The sequence below is a fragment of the Clostridium sp. CF012 genome, assembly GCF_018861755.1.
GTDB lineage: Bacteria > Bacillota > Clostridia > Clostridiales > Clostridiaceae > Clostridium_AD.
This window is the reverse complement of the sequence record NZ_JAHLEF010000011.1, coordinates 47,641-67,377: the sequence shown is the minus strand read 5'-3', so window position 1 is coordinate 67,377 and position 19,737 is coordinate 47,641. Positions and strand designations below refer to the sequence as shown.

The window sequence follows — 19,737 nt, the reverse complement described above, 5'->3', positions numbered from 1 at the left end:
TTGATATCCTTTTTGTTTTAGGTAACATAACAATTATTAATAGGTATTCTCTTTGCTCTACTTTTAATTAACTAGGTGCTCTATAAATATTATAATTAATTTTTACATTAATGTCAATATTTAATAAAAACTAAGAAGAGTAAAACTTGTTAAATCTATTTTTTCACAACCTTTAATTATATTACCTCAACTTTGTTCATGTTAAAAATAGTAGCTATTATAAAGAGTATGCTGCAGATAATTGAAAATGCTATAGTATAAGAATAATTTTCTAATGAAAATGAATTTGCCCCCTCTACTAACTTGTATGGCATAAACTTTCCAATTGAATTTAAATTTACAAAAGCAGTGCTTGTGAAAGTTATCATAACAGTTATAAAACCTGCTGTTACACCTTTTCTCACTAAGCTACTTAAAAGTGTTACTAATGCAATATTGAAAAAATAATATACTGACATTAAAAGAGCTGAACTCATAATACCTGAAAGTTCCACATTTTCTCCCTTAAACAAAATGCTTCCATAATAAGCACAAGTTAAAAATCCTATGAAGGTGAGTAGGGTTATCACAATAGTATAATGAATTATTTTAGCCAGCACTATGCCAGCTGGCACACTTCCCTTAGAATATGGAAAAACAAATTTTTCTTCATTTATTTCCTCATTTAAATTACTTCCCAAGGTAAATATAATGAATAAGGTTCCAATTTGAAAAAGACTATTAATGTAATCATTAATTGCAGCCTTAGGAGAAGCAACGATAAGCGAACTTAAATCTCCTTTTAATTGTTGTTCCAATATTTTAGGAAGTAGCTTTAACATAAATGGGTTTATTATAGCAAATGCAATAATTCCTACAGCAAGTATTATATATTTGTATTGTCTTTTAGATTCCATTATTTCTTTCTTAAAATAAGCCTTAAATGTTGTCATTTTCATTCACCAGCCTTATAAAAATATCTTCAAGATTACTTTTTCTGAGTTTATAAGATAAAATAGTATTTTCTCCCTGAACAAGAGCTTTTAAAAGTTCAGATTTAGCAATATATAAATTATTAACATATATAGAAGCCTTATTTTCCTCTATTGAAACACTTTTTACCCACTTGAGGTCTAAAAGGATTTTGTCCAAATTTACACAGCGTTTTTCAAACTCAATATCAAATATAGGTTGAATATACTTACTCTTTAAATTCTCTAAATTATCAGATATGAGTATTTGCCCCTTATCCAAAATACTTACCTGGTCACAAATTCTTTCTATATCACTCAAAATATGAGTGGACATAAAAACGGTAGTTCCTTCTGACTTCAAGGCTTTAATAAACTCTAGTATTTCCATTCTTCCCTCAGGATCTAATGCAGCTGTTGGTTCATCTAAAAAAACTATTTCTGGCTTATTAAATAGTGCCACTGCAATACCTAGCCGCTGTTTCATTCCACCTGAATACTGTCCTATTTTTTTCTTTGCTGCCGAACTAAGCTTTACAATGTCTAAAATCTCTATAGTTCTAATCCTTATATTTTTCTCTGTCATATCAGATATTTCACCAATAAAGTGCAGATATTCATTAGCATTCATGTAATTATAAAACACAGGATTTTGTGGAAGGTATCCCACCTTTTTTAATAATCTTCTTTTATTCTTTTTAAAATCTTCTCCATCCAAATATATCTCTCCACCATTGAAATCAATTAACCCTGAAAGTATATTCATAATAGTAGATTTTCCTGCTCCATTAGGACCTAGAAATCCGTATATGGTTCCTTTTTTTATTTCAAAGGATATGTCCTTTAAAACTTCAAATTTTCCGTATTTTTTGTTGATATTTACCACTTTAAGCATCTTATTCACGCTCTCTTCCTATTAATAAAAAAGCTATTCCACCTATTATTTGAATAAAAATTATAATTAAAGCCCATGCCCACTTTGGTAAAAAATTCACTCTATCTCGTGTTAATCTATACAAGCAGAAACCTACAAGAACTATCTCTAGTATAATTATAGGTGCAAATAATTTTATTATCTCTATTAAAGCCATTCCTTCAAACATATACTGTACCTCCTTTTTGTATTTTCATAGCTTTAACGTAATTACCATCAAAAAGTTCATTTTATTTTCGAAAAATATATATTTTAAGCATGATGAAAAGGGATTCCCTATTTGGAGTGATACATATGAGTATGCAAATTAAACTGATGAACGGTTTAGCTGAATTTAACTAAAAATTATAAATTTCAATGTATTTCATAAGTTATCAAACCATGGTAATTATGGTATAATTAAATGTATATAATTAGTTGACATTGTAAAATTATGTACAGCAATAACCGTTGATTACTGATAAGGAGGATTTATGGATTATATTGTTAATGCATTATACTTCTTGATTTTTTTATTCATATATATATTAATTGTTAAAATTTTCATGTGGGTGGCAAACTATGTAGGCGAACAATTAAGGATTGGAAAATTTCTTATATACTTGTGGCAAAAAATAAGAAAAAAACGGAATTTGTATATAGATAAAAGAAAAGTTAGTCGCTAAGAAATTAGCAACTAACTTTTCTTTTTATTGTTTAATATTACTCGTGTTACTAATAGATAAATAAGAAGATTACCTGGTGTATTCATCAGTGCAAAAATTCCCCAAAGCCAATAATATTTTTCTTTTCGTTTTCTTGCATCACGAAACACCCAAGCTCCCTGTATTAATAAGATAGGAATAGCTATTGCTAATAGTATAATTAACAAATTATTTGAAGGCACCATTAAGCTTCACTTCTCTTTCTTTTGATTACTAGTACAGGTATTATTATCCAAGGAGCAATGGTAACTATAATAATCTGTGAAATAATAAGTATCTTAGGACCTATTTTGATAATGGCTATGGCACCTAAAGAAAGGATTATAGTTGATAATAATATAAACAAAAAGAATTCTTTTTTATTCTTACTATTTTCTCTTATACACTCCCCTTGCTCTATTATGCTTAATATATCTATATCAAAATCGAATACATCGTCGTTTAGCACATCCATTTTCTCAGCGGCAGAATTTAGCTTATTTTTAAAATCTATATATTCATCACTATACTTTGCGTTTTCATCAAATTTTCTCTGTTCTTCATTATAAAATTCATCAATCAAAGAGTTTTTAATTTTATCAGAATCCACCATTTATAAAATCTCCTTTCTCTCAATTTCTTTTATTATATATTTTACTGCATTATGAAGCCTAGACCGAACTGTCCCAAGGCGACATCCCATAATTTCTGATATTTCTTCATATTTATAGCCATAGTAGTGCTTTAAAATAAATACAGCTCTTTTCTCATAAGGTAGTTCTAAAATTATTTTCACTATTTCTTGATATTCATAATTTGATATTACAATATCCACTACTCGCTTGCCCTTATCAGCTAAACCTACCTCTATTAACTCATAGGATTTATTCTTTCTTAAATGATCCCGATAAACATTCGTAGCTATTTTTATTAACCAAGTAGAAAATTTTGCTCTAGGCTCGAATCTATTTATATTTAGCACCGCTTTAAGCAATGCATCCTGAATAATATCCTGTGCTAAGTGCGGGTCTCCTACCATTTTAACGACGTACCCTTTTAAAATATTAAGATTATCTTTCAAAAGGGTATTTAATGCGCTTTTATTTCCACTCTTAGCTTTATTAATAAGCTCTAGTTCATCCAATAATAATCACCTCTAGTAATCCTTTAACGTAAATATCCAGTAAAAAGTTCACTATATTTATTATAATCTATAAACATTAATTTTTTTTACTATTTTTATTTTTTAGTCCTAACTATTATATTTAAATGCTCAGTTGCACCTCTATATTGCGGAAGCTCACATTTCTCTACAGCAACCTTAACGAAATTATCATAAACCAATCTGTTTTCTTCATAAACCTTTTTAAGTGGAAGATGTAACCCACTTAAGAAGCTTTCTGCCCCACCATAGCTTACAATTTGAAAACCAGCTTCCTCTATTTCTCTTAACGCAGCTTCTGGAGTTGTAAAATATACCTCTGTAAAGCTTTCTGTTTCATCAAATACTTGTTCGCCTAAATAGTTATATACATTGTCAATTTTCTCAAAGGTCTCATAGAATTCAGTAAGTCCTGCTTTCAAAGTTCCTATTGAGTTAATGTAAGAAATAAGTGCTACTCCATCATCAGTTAATTTCTTTCTAGCTTCCTTTAACACCTTTAATCTATCTTCTTTCTTATAAAGATGATACATTGGTCCCATTATAAGCATTCCATTATATTTCTTATCTTCTAATCTATGAATATTTAACGCTGTGTCACAAATAAACTCCTCAGCTTTTAATCCTTCTACTTTGATCTTTTCCTCAGCAATTTTAAGTTCTTCACTTGATAACTCAAATAAAGTTACATCGTATCCCTTTTTAAGCATTTCAATAGAATATCTTCCTGGTCCACGGCCTATATCACAAAGCTTCCCAACTTTAGGAAAGTACTTATCTATAAGATAAAGTGTACTTAGAAACTCTACTTTTCTATATGGATGATCTAATCTCTCCCATTCACATTGTGCATTTTCATCATAATATCCTTTTACTATCTCACTCATTCTAAAACCCCCCTCTTATATTTTTCTAAGTCTTTAAATATTGTTTTTACCATTCGCCAATAATAGTTACTTTTTTATTTGTGGCATCAAGCTCTATTTCACATCCTATAGGCAAAGTTATCATAGGGTGTGTATGGCAACAATCAAAATCCGCAATAAATGGCATTTTTCTATCACCTAATACTTCTAAAAGAATTTCATATGGTTTTCTACCCGTTTTCAAATCATCGAATAATTCATGCTTACCAAGGATTATTCCAGATATCTTATCAAAAATACCGTTTACTTCTAAAAAGGAAAAACTTCTTTCTATTGTTGCTGCGTCTTTTAATGAATCCTCTATAAAAAGTATATCCCCATCTTCTATTTTTGGCATATATTCACTGCCCCATATACCTTGTATTGTATTTAAATTACCGCCAATTACTCTCCCCCTAACAGTACCCTCATAAACCGTAATCCATTGGTTTTCTCTTTTTTCTTTGCTTCTATCTTGTGTTTCCCAATTAATACATTCATCTGTCCAATATTCTGGAATCTCTAAATCATAAGGAAATTTTATTTCATCTGCAGTGATTTCTTTAAAATAATTATAAGTCCAATCAACAAAAGGAGATAATTCTCCAAAGGATGCTACTAGTGCAGGCCCGTAATAAGTGTTTATTCCTGTTTTTGCATATACGCCAAGTAAAATTGCAGTAACATCTGAATATCCTATTATTATTTTAGGATTTCTTTTAAATGCTTCATAATCTATATATGGAAGAATCGAATTTGAATTCATACCTCCGATAGTAGCCATAATGCATTTTATATCAGGATTTCTAATTAGACTGTTTAATTCATCCGACCTTTCTTTAATACTTCCTGATCGATAAAAATCACATTTTCCCGTTAAACTTCCTTCAACTATTTTAAATCCCTTATTTTCTAAATACTTCTTTGATCTTTCAAATCTTTTAGGACAAGTGTATGTTATAGGTGATGATGGTGAAAAAATACCAATTAAATCTCCTTTTTTTAATTTCATTATAACTCCTCCTCTTATATTTCAAAAAACAAAAAAACCTTTCATCCTACTATAGGACGAAAGGTTTAACTTCCGTGGTACCACCTAAATTATTATCAAAATAATCACTCACGCTGCAGTACGGAACATTATTCGATACTGCTCACTTATAACGGTGTGATACCGTCCCCACCTACTTGCTTTTTAGATCATTGCTTTCAGTTGGATACTCCGAGATGTTTTTCGGTTAAGGTTTCCATACCAATCTCACACCATCATTGGCTCGCTATAACTTCTTCCAAAACTTACTCTTCTTTTCATAGTATTTATAAATTTTCCATTTGTTACATTATATTGGTTGCTATTATTATTGTCAATGATTAATTTCAATCAGCTTCTTTAAAAAAGTTCCATTTGATCAATGGCTACTTCTTCTTCTAATTTAAATCTTGAAGCAACAATAGTTTCTATATATTCTTCCCCTTTTATATGCTCTGATTTTAAATATTTCAACCCACTTTTAAGCTTTGATGGTACTAAATCCAGCACATATATATTGTCAAATCTATTTAATACAGATTCTCCTCCGAGTCCAGACAAACAAATAAGCTGTGTGTTACTTTTCTTAGCTATATCCATAAGAGGTTTTAGTAAGTGCTCTGCATTAGTCTGAGCAAAGGGATTATCCATTATGAGAACTTTTCCATATTCATTGCTTGCAAATATATCTGTTTCGTCGCGTCTCATGTAGGATAAAAGACTTGATAATATTACGAAGGCTGAAAGGAAGCCTTCTCCCCCTGAGTTTAGTGCGATTTCATTCCACCCTAATTGAATTTGTCTATCTTCCGTAATGCAACTTGAATCTACTTTTGGTTTACTAATATTATAAAAGGTACATGCTTTTCATCATCATTATTTTTAAACCATAATATACCTTCATAAATTCCCTCTGGAGTTTCTTCATCTATTTTCACATTCATTAAACCCTTTTCCAAAGAACCTGATGTAGCATTAATAGTTGAAGGTATATTTATATCTATTCCTTTGAATTCGCTAAACTTTTCTACAGATATATTATATTCCTTAGTTTCATTTGATAAGTTTTTTAATTTTATCTCATAAGCTTTTTCTTTTACACCTTTAGTTAATAGAGGAAAACTTAAATTATCAGAAATTATAAAGGTATCTGAGTTTATTGCTTTTTCTATATTTACAACTCCTGCTCCTTGACTTAAAAGTGAAATATACTTATCCTGTTCATCTTTTAATATATTTGCATTATTTGTTATAGCTGCTTTTATCTCATCAAATCCCCAATTACTGTGTGCTTGCTTTATAAGTGCTATGGCGCCTGTTATATATGGTGCTGCCATGCTTGTACCTGTATTGTATATATAACCAATATCATGTATTAAATAAGGCGTAGTACTTAATATTCTTGTACCTGGTGCTGAAATATCTGGCTTAAGTATCATATTATTTTTACTAGGTCCTCTTGAACTTTCAACAAATATTTCCTGATATAATTTATTAGCTAATTCAGGATTTTTTGAATGTATTATGTTATTAAAACTTTCTACATCTTTTGATTTTACAAAGGCTATAGGTAATCCTTCGTATAAAAAAGACCAAACATTATCATCACTATCTATCCCAGTTATAATTAAACCTGAAGCTCCAGAAGCTTTAAGTTTTGTTACTAGTTCCATCATTTCTATATCTTTTTCATTTAAATATTGTTCAGTGGTATTCATTATCACTATCTTCTTTTTTAAGTCAGTTTTCTCTATATTTTCTTTAGATATTTTTCCTAAATAAGTAACCTTACCTTGCTCTGGAAATTTCTCCACGTAACCACTTTTACCCTTTTCCGAAAAAATTAAAGTATCATTTCCAATCTTTAATAAAACTTCTTGATTGCCATCTTTAAATATAGGTTGTTTAGATGGCAGCGTAGCATTTCCTACAGATATAACATCTGGTGAGCATGCTAAATCAGATGTTGTCCAAAGTTCAGGCCCAGTATTTCCATTAGATTTTACAACAATAATACCTTTTTCCTTTGCTTTTTTAATTTCAATATCTAAAGCATCACCAGGAGTATAGTTATCTACCCTAGATGAAATGTTTATTACTTGTGCTCCATCATGTACTGCTTTTTTAATAGCTTCTACTATATTTTTGTAGTGTTGCTCTTTATCTTTTGTAACTACACGATAAATTAGTAATGAAGCTTCTGATGCTATGCCCTTCATCTCTCCATTTGCTGCTGCAATTCCAGCTACATGAGTACCATGTCCTCTTCTATCATCACCATCCATATATATAGGTTTATTTTCTACAAAATCATAACCGCCTATTATTTTGCCTTTTAGATCAGCATGATTTATATCTATGCCTGTATCTAGTATGGCTATTTTAACGCCCTTTCCTGTATATTTTGCAGTAGTAGCTGTGTTAAGTGAATCCTCTAGCTTTCCCTCTTGTAATGTAATTGCTGTTGTTGCTTATTGTGCATTAACTACATTAACCTTATTATAACTAAATAAAGATATTGCTATGAAAATAACTGTTGCTATTAAGTATTTCTTTTTCATTGGTAGGTCTCTCCTTTGCGATACACTATTTAGTGTGTATTTCCTAGCCACTTTACATAGCATTTATTAAATCATCATCTTCCATGCTATAACATTAACGACTTTAGAAAAAAATACTCCCACTTATAAAGATGAGAGTATTTTCTTCTAGAATGTTCTTAAACATTCAATTTTTTAAATAACCTTTTTAAGATATTGTATGCTTAAGGATTTACAACTTCAACATTAACAAGTTTAACTCCATCCTCTTGTATATCCCATGTTCCCTTAACATATCCAAGTGTTTCAGCATTACTTGTTCCAATTACCCTTTGAGAGCTTATTAATTGACATTTACCAGGGGTAGCTTTAACCTCAACATTACTTATTGGATTTCTCATACCAGAAGTGTTCTGCATAAGCTTTCCATTTTTATTGTATACATTTAAATCTATATAGACATCTTTCATACTACTTATATCTAATGAATAGGTTTTATTACTTTCTTTAACATTAACATCAACTTTGAACCCATCTTTAAATTCAACGTCATACTCTAAACCATAGTTAAACTTCTCTTGATCAAGTAAATTAGTAACCTTATTATCTTTTAGTGATATTAAACTAAATGATTTCATACCACCACTTCCGCCACTTGGAATAGTAATAAGTAATTCTTCGGCTTTATCATTATTTAAATCAGCTACAACTATTGTTGGAGTATATCCAGAATTGTTTTTGCTAACAGGAATTTGCATAGTTTTGTTAGTTTTAGAATCATAAACCTCAAGACATATATTATCTACATAAAAACCTGGTAAATTAAGATCTGAAATGCCTGTTAAGCTAATAAACTCTTTTATTCCATCACCATTAACATCGCCCTCCGTTTGAGTGAAAATACGTTGGAACTTTACTTTATCAGCCTCTAATTTTATATTTTTGCCATCCCATTTCCACTCTGATTGTAAATACCCAAGTGTATCTGCATTACATGTTCCCACAATGCGTTGAGAACCAATTAGTTCATATATCCCATCTTTATCCGTGTCTACTGGGGTTAGTTCACCCAATCCATTCATCCATGGTTCAATATTTTCTTTCAATTTCCCATCTTTATCATATATATTTAATTCTATATACTGCTCTTTATTAGGAGATAAATCAATTTGAATGGTTTTATTTAATCTTTTACTACTTAGACTTGCCATAAAGTTATCTTCAAACTTACCTGTTAAATCTATTTCACTGCCATTTTTTTTGCTATCCCAAAGCACACTTGGACTATTTCCTTTAAAATTTATAATGGAATAGTCGATAAATCCACCACTTCCACCAGTTGGCATTTTTACAAATATATCTGGCATTTTATCTCCATTAAAATCCCCTAAAAATATTGTAGGGTCATATCCACCGCTGTCTTTTCCTAAGGATGATTTTATAAATTTTTTAGTCTTTCCATTTTGAACTATTACATTTAAATTCTCGAAATATATATCATCCTTATTTGTTTTTGTTCCTATTAAAATCACATTGTCTTTTATTTTATCGGAAGTTATATCAATATATTTATAATCTGAAACATAAGTATTTTTAATTAATTTTAGTTCAGGTATTGATATATGTGAACCTATTTTATAGGTTGGTTGTTTCGTCGATGTAATACCTTGAGCGCTTATTGTAGATCCTGCAAGAATAAGTGAACCTAATATTATGGTTGATAGGGTTAATTTTTTATTTTTCATAATATATTCCTCCATTAAGATAAATTAGTTTATAAATTAATTATATCTCATGTGCTTTTATGAATGTTTACAAATTAGGTATAATTCAGTTACAAAATAGCAACAGTTTTTATAATGTATATTGTAATAAAATTAACTTTGTTACACCGTTCCTTTACTCACCAAAAGCATTAAGAATAGCATTACCTGAGGTTGTATCTATTTTTATTGTTTTATTTCCATTACCAACAGTTCCTTTAATTTCATGCTTATCCGTTTCTTCTGTTATTTTTATAGGAAAGTCATTTTTAAGATTACCTGATGCACTATCAAAATCTAATTTAAACTCTGATTTTTTAGGAAGTTTTAATTCCACATCTCCAGAAGTAGTGTCTATATTAATCTCATTTCCAAAGTCTTTATAATTAAACTTAAATGAGCCTGAAACTGATCCGCCTAATATATCTCCTGTAATATTTTCTATTTTTATATCTCCTGAAGTTGTATCAAATTCATTTTTTTTACTTAATAGAGATTTTACATTTACTTCACCAGAAATGCTGTCAAATATTGTTTCATTAGTTGTTAATACGTTTATCTTAGCATCTCCTGATGTTGTATCAAATTTAAATTTATCTAACTGCAGGTTTCCTATAATAGCATCCCCTGAGGTTGTATCTATTTCTAAATTGTTTTTATAGCTTTCCGGAATATATATATCTAACTTTGCTTTTACATTTCCGCTTACAATCGAAATAACAACAGGATATTTTATTAATACATCTAAATTTCCTCCATTTATATTGGCTTTTAAATATGGTGCTGTTTTTTTTGAATTTGTATTACTATAAAAATTAATTTTTATTTTATCTCCTTTGGTAGTGATAATATTCACATCTGTGCTTACTGTTTCTACATTTATAGTTTTAATATTTTCTTTACTAAATTCCTTTGTAATATTAATATTAAATTTATCATTAGATGAATTATTATTATTTTGTGCTATTTCATCGCCAGATTTCATAATTCCAAATTTATACCCAAGTATATACCCTACTCCCCCTAGTAGTATTGAACATATTACTATAATTATTAATCCCTTCATAATCTTTTTCTCATTAAATTCTTTCATAGTTTTGCTCCTCTTTACCATTAATTATTTTGATATTTGTCTTTAGATATTTAATAGTCTCTTTATATAGCCATTTACTTAGATGCTTACAGCCTATAAACATTAAAGAACCTAAAGCACTAAGACCTATACCAATGGCAATACTTATTATCCAATTTACACCCATGGATATATACTGTGGAAATATGGGTTTAAGAAATGTCCCTAAAACTATCCCTATTCCCCCTATTGTGAATCCAAAAGCTGTTGCATACAATCCTATAAGTATTCCAACAATAGCTATAAAGGGTCCTAATAATATTATATTAAAAAATCCTAAGCCAACTGCTGCAATAACAGCTCTACCAATATTTCTTGAAGATTTTGTGCTTTGTGCTTTCTCAATCATATAGTTAGCTCTTAACTGTTTTGCAATAGTTTTAGGTTCTCCAAGCGATAATGCTATGTTTTCTTCACTTCTCCCTTGTTCTATACCTATTGCAAAATATTCATCATAATCCGTTGAAATATCTTGTTTTTCCTCTTCTGGAAGATTACTTAAATTCCTTGAAAGTTCTTTCATAAATTCATTTTTATTCATATTCTCGCCCCCATTATTATTCTATTTTTAAAACTTTACTAACTGTGATTACAAAATCTAACCACTCATCTTTTAACGCTTCTTTTGTATTTTTACCCAGCTGCGTAATGCTGTAATACTTCCTTGGTGGTCCTTCTTGTGATTCCTTAAGATAAGTAGTTACAAACCCATCACTTTTTAATCGCCTAAGCAAAGGATATATGGTTCCTTCTGATATATCTATATCTTGTGAAATTTCATTTACAAGCTCATATCCGTAGCAATCTCTACCTTCAAGTACAGATAATACACATAATTCAAGAACGCCCTTTTTAAATTGTATATTCATTAATTCACCTTCTTTTGAATTATTTTCCTTAAATAAATAATAACACAAGCTATTGTTCATTGCAAGGTACTGATTAAAGTTTATTAGCCTTTTATACTTAGTACATCTTTTTATTATATTCCTTTTATTTTTTTACTATATCTATGTCACTTAACACTGAATTTCATATAATATAATTAGTATAGATTTTTAGGGGGTCTTTATTATATTAAAAACAATAAATTTAAGTCACCCCAGAAAAGCCGTAATAAATATTATTAATAATTCTATCTTTAAATCAAAAGTAAAAGATATTAAATTTAACAAAACCTCAACCATAATAGGTTGTATAGTGGGCGGCATATTGTTAAACCAGAATTACGTATATGCTAAGGGTGTTACACATGAAGGTACAGAAATTATATCTATACTAGGAGCACCAACATTACTTACAGCAGTCGAAATTTACAAGGTAAGGTCTTCTATAAAAATCTACATGAAGAATTTAAAATTAATTACAAGAAAAAACGACAAGTAATGAAACTTGTCGTTTTTTCTTTCTCTATATTTATTCTCTTATTGTACTATTTTATTCCGATAAGAGAAATCAATCCATATGCCAAGGTTTCTCCCCAGAATAAATAATCATGAGCACTATTGAAGCATTGAAAATCAACATGGTAGCCTTTAGCTATTAAGGTATCTCTTAAATTTATATTTGTATCAATCATTATATCCTTAGTTTCAAAAACTCCTACATCTAAATAAAACTTAAGAGGTAGCTTATTTATTCCCTTAAACTTAGTACTCATCCAACAATCCTCATTAGTAGTACTAATCCATTCTGGCTTGTAATAATAATAACCTGATTGAGAAAGAACATTGCCAAAAACTTCTGGATAGTTTAACCCTAAGTAAGCTGCTGTTAAACCTCCTAAACTAAGCCCACAAATTATGGCTTCTTCTGGACTTTTAGAAATATTATAATTTTTCCTAACCCATGGAATTAATTCCTTTGTGATAATTTCACAGAACGAATCACTACAATTCAATTCTTTTGCCCTTCTTGTTTCTTTTGAATCAATGAATATTGCAACTATAGGAGGTATTTTTTTAGAAGTTATAAGGTTATTCAAAGTTTCTATGGCAGAGAGAAGATATATGTAATCATCACCATCATTCAAAACCATAAAGCCATATGGTTTTTCTTTCTTATCATATCCATAAGGTGTATAAACTCTAATTCTGCGCTTGTCCTCTAAGTTCCTACTTTCAAATTTATATTCTTCTACATTGCCTCTTGGTACACCTTCTATTTTTTTAGCCCAAATATCTTCTGCTGCTTTTGGCATTATTACATAAGAACCTTTACTATCCTCTTCTCCATTTTCATCTTTAAAAATCACTACTTTTTTACTAAGTTTATCATATACAACTCTATTATAAAATCTGTCATGCCAATCATCATCCAATGGATCATTTGGTATAAAATAGTACATTAACCGCATATCATTTCTCACTTCATAACTAATATACCATAGGTCTGTTTCCATTATTCTTTGCATTTGAAAATCTTTATAATTATCTTTAAATCGCTCTGTTCCTATATCAGGAAGAAACAAAACACTTTTACATTCCTTATCCCCTTGGTATATAAAAGTAACTAAATTGTTTTTAGTATCATTTTCTAGCTCTTCTATCATTGGAGTACCCTTCTGCTTTAAATCACATAAAAATTCTTCTATCTCCCTTTCCCCATACTGTTTAATTTTCTCTTCTAATTGAAAGATAATCCTACTTTTTAATAAAGATTTTTTCATACTAATCCCGCCCCCTTGCCTTCATTCACTGCTTGCTAAAGAATTGTTACCTAAACTCATATTAAAACAATGTTTATAATTATCTCCAATAAGTTACTTAAATTAATTGTTTTATTTTCATTTATGCTATTTTAAAAAAATTCTTTTACATACACATATTATATCCCTTACATCTTCATATCCAAAGCCCATAAACAGTTCTGTATTAAACTTAAGCATATAAAAAAAGAACTTTATCTAAATGATAAAATCCTTTCTTGTAATTACATTTATCTTATTGCATAATAATATTATTATGCACATAATATTTTTTCTTGACTTATTATTCTTCTTATACTTTTTTCTGAAAGATAATATTGATTAGCTAATTCTATAACACTAGCTCCCTCAATGTGTTTATTGAAAATTTCAACATTTCTATGTTTAAGGCTCTTTCTTGTTCCATTTTTCTCGCCCCAAGCTTTTTCATTTCCATTTTTTCTAGGGATATATAAGTATTCCCCATCTACATATTCTTGAATTATTTTTATTATCTCCTCTGGCAACACATTTTGTGCTTTAGAATATCTCATTCTTTGCTCCTCCTTATATTTTAATACTTGGAAAAAAGCAAAGACTACCTAGGCACTTTAAAATGCCACAATGTGTTAGTTATGTCTATTTTTTTAGGTTAATAAATTTTATTTAGCTTAATTCATGTTGTTTTTTAAATTAAGCTCCAAGCAAAACATAACCTAATTTTAGTAGTCTTTGCTTGGAGCATTTGCACTAGAGTTAAAAAATGTATGAAACATATAGAGACTCATAATAACACCTCCCCTTATAACAAACTTATATTTTATATTCTTTTTCACATTTTAACATATTTAGTTTTGATTGTAAATTATTACAAAAGCACATAGTATTTTTTCGACTTACTACTTTTCTTTGTCAGAACCCTTTTTTCCATAAAGTTTATGTAGTATAGAATCATATTGCCCTAACTTATCCGCTAACATATGCCAATTCTTATGTTCAGCATTTGCCACATTGCTTTGATTCTTTTCAACGTTCTCCAGCCTTAAACTAATATCCTTGATATCCTTTTGCATTTGTATTAACATTTCTTTTATTTCATTATCCATGATTATCTCCTTTTGAGCTTTTATATATTATAGCTAAATCTATTATACCTTACTTTATACATATGGCATAATAGTGTCATAAATATAAAGTAATGATTTTCATTTTCAATATAACCTTACCTAAATCCCTGTTTCTTTAAATATCCTCTAGTCCAAGGACACACTTCAATACATTTTCCACATATTGTAGCATCTATTCCTACCATGGCAGCTCTCTCTTTTGCTACGCTCCGACATTCAAAAGCGTTAAAAAATGAACCCCTCTGCTTGTTTACGTTCCAATTCTCGCCTAGTGGCGCTTTTGCAGGACATGCTAACTTGCAAATACAACATTCACCACATCTTGATTCATTTATTGGTATACCTACATTTAAAGGTGCATTTGTTAGCAAAGATGAAATTCTAATAGCCGATCCGAATTCTTCTGTAACTAGCAATGCACTTTTTCCAATCCACCCTAACCCTGCTCTCGTAGCAACTGTTTTATGTGGTAAAATTGTACTATACGAATCAGTTTCTACAGATACTTCAGATGTTGTTTTCAAAATTGCTTCATATCCAAAATCCTTTAATAGTTTTCCCGCATATTCCACTAAACTATCTAAATGGGTATTAACTCTTTTATATTCTTCATAATATTCTTGGGTAGGACCATTTTTAATTTTATCAATTATAGAAGGATTCAATGCTACTGCTATGGATATCCCATATCTCATATCACTCCGCTTATGGGATGGTATATCCTTTAAATCCCCAAATCCAACAAGTGAAGCGCCTTTATTCAATAATTCATTTTTGATTCTAAAACTTATATCCTCCATATATTTTTCATTCCTCCCATATTATTTACACACAACAACTATCAATTGCTGTGCCCCATTTATTTATATTTACTGCTACGGTTCAGAATTAAGGTAAAAACTCTATTGGTGGCTCCTGTACAAAACCAAAATAGTGTGCAAGTGCATTAACTATGCGTTCTGAAGCCTTACCATCACCAAATGGATTAATTGCGTTTGCTATCCTAGTATATTCATCATCATCTATCAATAACTTATGTGTTTCCTCGTATATAGCCTCCTCAGTGGTTCCGCATAATATAGTAACCCCTGCCTCTACGCCTTCAGGTCTTTCTGTTGTATCACGCATTAGCACTAATGGTTTATGAAAAACAGGACATTCCTCTTGAAGTCCACCAGAATCACTCATAACTAGGTATGCTCTTGATATTAAGTTAATCATATCACGATAATCTATTGGATCTAATAAAATTATCCTCTCATGATTTGATAATATAGATTTAGCTGTTTCTTGAACTATTGGACTTAAATGCACAGGATAAATCATAGTAATATCTGGATGATCGTTAACTATGCGGCGCATTGCTCTAAACATCTGTTTCATTGGCTCACCATAATTCTCACGACGATGTGCCGTTACAAGTACTATTCTCTTTGAATAATCAATACTGCTCAGTCTTGGTTCTTGAAAACAATAGTCTGATTCATACATTGCCATGGCTGAGTCAATCTGTGTTTGACCAGTAACATATATGTAATCTGAGTTAATTCCCTCTCTTAACAAATTCTCTCGATTTGCTGAAGTCGGAGCTAAATAAACACTTGATATAACATCAATAACACAACGGTTAATTTCTTCTGGCCAAGGTGAAGTTTTGTTAAATGATCGTAACCCTGCCTCAACATGTGCTACGGGAATTTTACTATAGGTAGCTGCAAGTGCAGCACTTACAGTAGTTTGAGTGTCACCATGAACTAAAACTAAATCCGGCTTTTCCTTAGCAAATATTTCATCTAGTCCTGTTATAACAGTAGATGTGACATAAGAAAGTGTTTGCTGTACTTTCATAATATCAAGGTCTATATCTGGCTCTAAATTAAAAGCATTTAGGGCTTTTAACAACTGCTCTTTATGCTGACCAGTTGAAATAACTATTGTTTCAAACCAATGTGAATGTTTTTTAAGTTCTCGAATTACCATTCCCATCTTTGTCGCCTCTGGTCTAGTCCCAAAAACAACCAATATTTTCTTTTTAATTTCTTCTTTCATTACTATACCACTAACCTTTCTTTCAATTAAGTAATTACTATTTGAATTGATTAATGTTTCATTAATCACAATAATTCCATTATACTTACATAAACGCCTAATATCAACCTAATTATCCAAGTTTCGGATTTCAATAACTTAGATATTCATAATTGTATTCGTTTCAAAAAAAGAACATTTCCTAATTAGTGGGACTAATTAGGAAATGTTCTTTTTTTATGTAATAAAATTCAATAAGCATCCCAGGACTGATACCCTTAATAGTTATTATGTACCCATGAGGCCTGCTAAAAGACTAGAAAACTCCCCGGAGTGACTTGCAATAAGAAAGAAAAAACAATTGAAATTTGATTTAGAAATTCTTCGTTTGCAAGGCACTCCGGGTTATCTTATTTTTTATAGAATTTCCTTATAGTTTCACAAACAAATTCTACTTCTTCCACAGTTATCTCTGGATATATAGGAAGTGCAATAATATTATCTGCGGTTCTTTCAGCTATTGGGAAATCACCTTTTTTGTATCCTAAATATTCAAAGCATTTTTGAAGATGAAGTGGAATTGGATAATAAATGCTAGTTCCTATTTCATTTGATTTTAAGTATTCTGATAGCTCATCTCTTCTTTCAGCTAATACGTTGAATACATAATAAACCGATTTTTGATTTAATTGAATTTTAGGTATTTTTATAAACTCACAATCTTGTAATCTATCTATATATAATTTTGCAATCTGATCTCTTTTTTGAATTGCTTCATTTATATATTTTATTTTAACTTGTAATATAGCAGCTTGAATTGAATCCAGTCTTGAATTGTACCCAATAAAATCATAATGATACTTTCTAGATGCTCCGTGAACCCTGTACATCTTAGTAATACGAGCTAAGTTTTCATCATTAGTTACAATCATACCTGCATCGCCATAAGCCCCTAAAGTCTTTGTAGGGAAGAATGAAAATACACCAAAGTCTCCTATAGTACCTGCATGTTTGTATTCTGATCCATTGCCTTTGTATCTCATACCGAAGGATTCTGCAGAATCTTCTAAAACCCTTAGATTATTCCTACTAGATATATCCATGATTTTATCCATATCGCCCATTTGTGAAAATAAATGAATTGGAATAATTCCTGCAGTATTTGCTGTTATTTTTTCTTCTATTTTATTGGCATCTATGCTAAAAGTTTCTTCATCAATATCCACAAATACTGGTTTCGCTCTATGCTTTGCAATACAAGATGTAGATGCTAGAAAAGTAAAGGGTGATGTTATTACTTCTTTTCCATCTTTAAACCCAAGTATGTCAGCAGCCATTACTAAACCATCTGTACCTGATGCAACACCAATTGCATATTTAGCTCCAGTAAATTCTTGAACTGCACTTTCAAAGGCGGTTACTTCTTTGCCAAGCATTGATATTCCTCTTCCCATAACTCCTAGAACTGCATTGTCAAATTCAGATTTTTTCTCATTGTATTCTCTTGTAGATGTGTAAAAATTAACTTTCATTATTTAACCTCCGTTTATTATAAAAATATTTATTATTTACAAATTATCTCGTCAGCGCATCTTATTACTTCTTTAACCACATATTCTGCATCTTCTAATTTAAGTGTTGAGTATACTGGAAGGGTTATTTCATTTGCATACTGATTATATGCATTCGGATAATCCTCTATAGAATATCCAAGGTTTTTATAAAGTGTAAACATTGGTAGTGGTGTGAAATGAACGTTAGTAGCTATGCCTAAATCTGCAACTTTTTGTATTAGTTCATCCCTCTGTGTCTCACTAAATCCCTTTAATCTTAGAGGATATAGATGATAGGAAGTCTCGGTATTTCCATCTTTTGTAAAAGGGATTATGGCCCAAGGTTTAGTCCCAAGAGCCGTGGTATATATATCAAAAATAGCTCTTCTTTTTGTAAGCATTCCTTCATATCTTCTAATTTGTGCGAGCCCTATAGCTGCGTTAATATCTGTCATATTACATTTAAATCCATCTGTAATAATATCATATTTCCAAGCTCCTGCCTTCATCTTAGACAATGCATCCTTTGACTGACCATGAAGAGAAGTTATTTTAAACTCTCTTAATAAATCTTCCTTACCCTTAAAATTATTATCATTAAAAGTGATTGCTCCACCTTCTGCTGTTATTAAATTCTTAACTGCATGGAAGGAGTAGACATGAAAATCAGCCTGCGTTCCAACTTTGTTTCCTTTGTATGTTGCTCCAAAGGAATGAGCTGAATCTGATATAAATATAATATCTTCTCTGTTTTTTTCCTTAAGCACTGCTTTTATAGCATCATAATCTACAGGAACCCCTGCAAAATCTACAGTTATTATTGCTTTTGTTTTAGGTGTAATTGCCAAAGCTATTTTTTGCTCATCTATTGAAAAGCTACCTTCTTTAACATCTACAAAAGTTGGTTTAATTCCTCTATGAACTATTACACTTGCTGTAGCTGTATAGGTATAAGGAGTTGTAATAACTTCATCACCCTGCGCAATATTATAAATCTTTAATATAAGTTCTAAACCCGCAGTAGCACTTGACAGCGCTACTGCATTATTGGCATTACAGTATTTTGCAATTTCATCTTCAAACTCCATAGTTTTAGGTCCAGTTGTAATCCAGCCTGAATCTAAAACCTCCATTACAAGCTTTTTCTCTTCTTCTGTTATGTCTGGTGGTGAAAAAGGAATATTCTTAATTTTCATATATATCCTACCTTTCAAATTTAATTTTATTTTTAATTCAGACTATTT

Annotated in this window: 21 protein-coding genes and 1 other annotated feature; of the genes, 1 reads left to right on the top strand and 20 read right to left on the bottom strand. The window is 30.2% G+C overall.

What is annotated here, in order from left to right:
- Positions 1 to 176: 176 nt before the first annotated feature.
- The 13 genes from KPL50_RS12195 to KPL50_RS12135 form a co-directional block, all read right to left on the bottom strand.
- Entirely contained in the window at positions 177 to 932 is a 756-nt protein-coding gene (locus KPL50_RS12195) for a hypothetical protein (RefSeq protein WP_216298743.1), read from the bottom strand.
- Complete coding sequence (locus KPL50_RS12190) at positions 919 to 1,845, bottom strand: ABC transporter ATP-binding protein (protein ID WP_216298809.1); 927 nt, start codon at positions 1,843 to 1,845, stop codon at positions 919 to 921. Before KPL50_RS12190 ends, KPL50_RS12195 begins: the two co-directional genes overlap by 14 nt.
- 1 nt (position 1,846) lies before the next feature.
- Positions 1,847 to 2,053 (bottom strand): PLDc N-terminal domain-containing protein, encoded by a 207-nt coding sequence (locus KPL50_RS12185; protein WP_216298742.1) that lies wholly within the window; start codon positions 2,051 to 2,053, stop codon positions 1,847 to 1,849.
- 719 nt (positions 2,054 to 2,772) lie between these two features.
- On the bottom strand, positions 2,773 to 3,180 hold the full coding sequence (locus KPL50_RS12180; protein WP_216298741.1) for a hypothetical protein: 408 nt from the start codon (positions 3,178 to 3,180) through the stop codon (positions 2,773 to 2,775).
- Positions 3,181 to 3,711 (bottom strand): RNA polymerase sigma factor SigY, encoded by a 531-nt coding sequence (sigY, locus tag KPL50_RS12175; protein ID WP_216298740.1) that lies wholly within the window; start codon positions 3,709 to 3,711, stop codon positions 3,181 to 3,183.
- Between the two features lie 95 nt (positions 3,712 to 3,806).
- On the bottom strand, positions 3,807 to 4,616 hold the full coding sequence (locus KPL50_RS12170) for a bifunctional 2-polyprenyl-6-hydroxyphenol methylase/3-demethylubiquinol 3-O-methyltransferase UbiG (RefSeq protein ID WP_216298739.1): 810 nt from the start codon (positions 4,614 to 4,616) through the stop codon (positions 3,807 to 3,809).
- A gap of 46 nt (positions 4,617 to 4,662) precedes the next feature.
- Positions 4,663 to 5,646 (bottom strand): S66 peptidase family protein, encoded by a 984-nt coding sequence (locus KPL50_RS12165; RefSeq protein ID WP_216298738.1) that lies wholly within the window; start codon positions 5,644 to 5,646, stop codon positions 4,663 to 4,665.
- A gap of 49 nt (positions 5,647 to 5,695) precedes the next feature.
- Positions 5,696 to 5,955: a binding site (T-box leader), on the bottom strand.
- 69 nt (positions 5,956 to 6,024) lie between these two features.
- A complete protein-coding gene (locus tag KPL50_RS12160) occupies positions 6,025 to 6,372 on the bottom strand; it encodes a hypothetical protein (protein WP_375372922.1) in 348 nt (115 codons plus the stop codon).
- A gap of 119 nt (positions 6,373 to 6,491) precedes the next feature.
- A complete protein-coding gene (locus KPL50_RS12155) occupies positions 6,492 to 8,123 on the bottom strand; it encodes a S8 family serine peptidase (RefSeq protein ID WP_216298808.1) in 1,632 nt (543 codons plus the stop codon).
- Between the two features lie 305 nt (positions 8,124 to 8,428).
- Positions 8,429 to 9,949, bottom strand: coding sequence for a hypothetical protein (locus tag KPL50_RS12150; protein ID WP_216298737.1), 1,521 nt, complete (start codon positions 9,947 to 9,949; stop codon positions 8,429 to 8,431).
- A 154-nt stretch (positions 9,950 to 10,103) separates the two neighbouring features.
- The gene (locus KPL50_RS12145; RefSeq protein ID WP_216298736.1) at positions 10,104 to 11,060 is read right to left on the bottom strand and encodes a DUF4097 family beta strand repeat-containing protein; all 957 of its coding nucleotides are present in this window, start codon (positions 11,058 to 11,060) and stop codon (positions 10,104 to 10,106) included.
- On the bottom strand, positions 11,047 to 11,640 hold the full coding sequence (locus KPL50_RS12140; RefSeq protein WP_216298735.1) for an HAAS domain-containing protein: 594 nt from the start codon (positions 11,638 to 11,640) through the stop codon (positions 11,047 to 11,049). The genes KPL50_RS12145 and KPL50_RS12140 overlap by 14 nt, the downstream gene beginning before the upstream one ends.
- A 16-nt stretch (positions 11,641 to 11,656) precedes the next feature.
- A complete protein-coding gene (locus KPL50_RS12135; RefSeq protein ID WP_216298734.1) occupies positions 11,657 to 11,968 on the bottom strand; it encodes a PadR family transcriptional regulator in 312 nt (103 codons plus the stop codon).
- Positions 11,969 to 12,311: 343 nt separating this feature from the next.
- Between KPL50_RS12135 and KPL50_RS12130 the strand changes: the two genes are divergently transcribed.
- Entirely contained in the window at positions 12,312 to 12,485 is a 174-nt protein-coding gene (locus tag KPL50_RS12130) for a hypothetical protein (protein WP_216298733.1), read from the top strand.
- Positions 12,486 to 12,531: 46 nt separating this feature from the next.
- On the opposite strand, the gene KPL50_RS12125 is transcribed toward KPL50_RS12130, so the two are convergent.
- The 7 genes from KPL50_RS12125 to KPL50_RS12095 all read right to left on the bottom strand — a co-directional run bounded on the left by KPL50_RS12125 (position 12,532) and on the right by KPL50_RS12095 (position 19,683).
- Positions 12,532 to 13,767 carry an alpha/beta hydrolase-fold protein gene (locus KPL50_RS12125; protein ID WP_216298732.1) on the bottom strand — a complete coding sequence of 412 codons (1,236 nt, stop codon included), beginning with the start codon at positions 13,765 to 13,767 and terminating at the stop codon, positions 12,532 to 12,534.
- A gap of 293 nt (positions 13,768 to 14,060) precedes the next feature.
- Positions 14,061 to 14,339: a CD3324 family protein gene (locus KPL50_RS12120; protein ID WP_216298731.1), complete on the bottom strand. Its 279-nt coding sequence runs from the start codon at positions 14,337 to 14,339 to the stop codon at positions 14,061 to 14,063.
- Between the two features lie 345 nt (positions 14,340 to 14,684).
- Complete coding sequence (locus tag KPL50_RS12115) at positions 14,685 to 14,891, bottom strand: hypothetical protein (RefSeq protein ID WP_164946396.1); 207 nt, start codon at positions 14,889 to 14,891, stop codon at positions 14,685 to 14,687.
- A 116-nt stretch (positions 14,892 to 15,007) separates the two neighbouring features.
- A complete protein-coding gene (locus tag KPL50_RS12110; RefSeq protein WP_216298730.1) occupies positions 15,008 to 15,712 on the bottom strand; it encodes a 4Fe-4S double cluster binding domain-containing protein in 705 nt (234 codons plus the stop codon).
- Between the two features lie 88 nt (positions 15,713 to 15,800).
- Positions 15,801 to 17,030, bottom strand: a complete 1,230-nt coding sequence (gene wecB, locus KPL50_RS12105) for a non-hydrolyzing UDP-N-acetylglucosamine 2-epimerase (RefSeq protein ID WP_309245173.1) — start codon at positions 17,028 to 17,030, stop codon at positions 15,801 to 15,803.
- A gap of 320 nt (positions 17,031 to 17,350) precedes the next feature.
- On the bottom strand, positions 17,351 to 18,472 hold the full coding sequence (locus tag KPL50_RS12100) for a DegT/DnrJ/EryC1/StrS aminotransferase family protein (RefSeq protein ID WP_216298729.1): 1,122 nt from the start codon (positions 18,470 to 18,472) through the stop codon (positions 17,351 to 17,353).
- A gap of 32 nt (positions 18,473 to 18,504) precedes the next feature.
- Positions 18,505 to 19,683, bottom strand: a complete 1,179-nt coding sequence (locus KPL50_RS12095; protein ID WP_216298805.1) for a DegT/DnrJ/EryC1/StrS aminotransferase family protein — start codon at positions 19,681 to 19,683, stop codon at positions 18,505 to 18,507.
- Positions 19,684 to 19,737 lie beyond the last annotated feature (54 nt).

Bases quoted from the DNA above. Each gene is read 5' to 3' on its own strand.
- KPL50_RS12195 (WP_216298743.1), bottom strand. From the start codon at position 932: ATGACAACATTTAAGGCTTATTTTAAGAAAGAAATAATGGAATCTAAA.
- KPL50_RS12190 (WP_216298809.1), bottom strand. From the start codon at position 1,845: ATGCTTAAAGTGGTAAATATCAACAAAAAATACGGAAAATTTGAAGTT.
- KPL50_RS12185 (WP_216298742.1), bottom strand. From the start codon at position 2,053: ATGTTTGAAGGAATGGCTTTAATAGAGATAATAAAATTATTTGCACCT.
- KPL50_RS12180 (WP_216298741.1), bottom strand. From the start codon at position 3,180: ATGGTGGATTCTGATAAAATTAAAAACTCTTTGATTGATGAATTTTAT.
- KPL50_RS12170 (WP_216298739.1), bottom strand. From the start codon at position 4,616: ATGAGTGAGATAGTAAAAGGATATTATGATGAAAATGCACAATGTGAA.
- KPL50_RS12165 (WP_216298738.1), bottom strand. From the start codon at position 5,646: ATGAAATTAAAAAAAGGAGATTTAATTGGTATTTTTTCACCATCATCA.
- KPL50_RS12160 (WP_375372922.1), bottom strand. From the start codon at position 6,372: ATGAGACGCGACGAAACAGATATATTTGCAAGCAATGAATATGGAAAA.
- KPL50_RS12150 (WP_216298737.1), bottom strand. From the start codon at position 9,949: ATGAAAAATAAAAAATTAACCCTATCAACCATAATATTAGGTTCACTT.
- KPL50_RS12145 (WP_216298736.1), bottom strand. From the start codon at position 11,060: ATGAAAGAATTTAATGAGAAAAAGATTATGAAGGGATTAATAATTATA.
- KPL50_RS12140 (WP_216298735.1), bottom strand. From the start codon at position 11,640: ATGAATAAAAATGAATTTATGAAAGAACTTTCAAGGAATTTAAGTAAT.
- KPL50_RS12135 (WP_216298734.1), bottom strand. From the start codon at position 11,968: ATGAATATACAATTTAAAAAGGGCGTTCTTGAATTATGTGTATTATCT.
- KPL50_RS12125 (WP_216298732.1), bottom strand. From the start codon at position 13,767: ATGAAAAAATCTTTATTAAAAAGTAGGATTATCTTTCAATTAGAAGAG.
- KPL50_RS12120 (WP_216298731.1), bottom strand. From the start codon at position 14,339: ATGAGATATTCTAAAGCACAAAATGTGTTGCCAGAGGAGATAATAAAA.
- KPL50_RS12115 (WP_164946396.1), bottom strand. From the start codon at position 14,891: ATGGATAATGAAATAAAAGAAATGTTAATACAAATGCAAAAGGATATC.
- KPL50_RS12110 (WP_216298730.1), bottom strand. From the start codon at position 15,712: ATGGAGGATATAAGTTTTAGAATCAAAAATGAATTATTGAATAAAGGC.
- KPL50_RS12100 (WP_216298729.1), bottom strand. From the start codon at position 18,472: ATGAAAGTTAATTTTTACACATCTACAAGAGAATACAATGAGAAAAAA.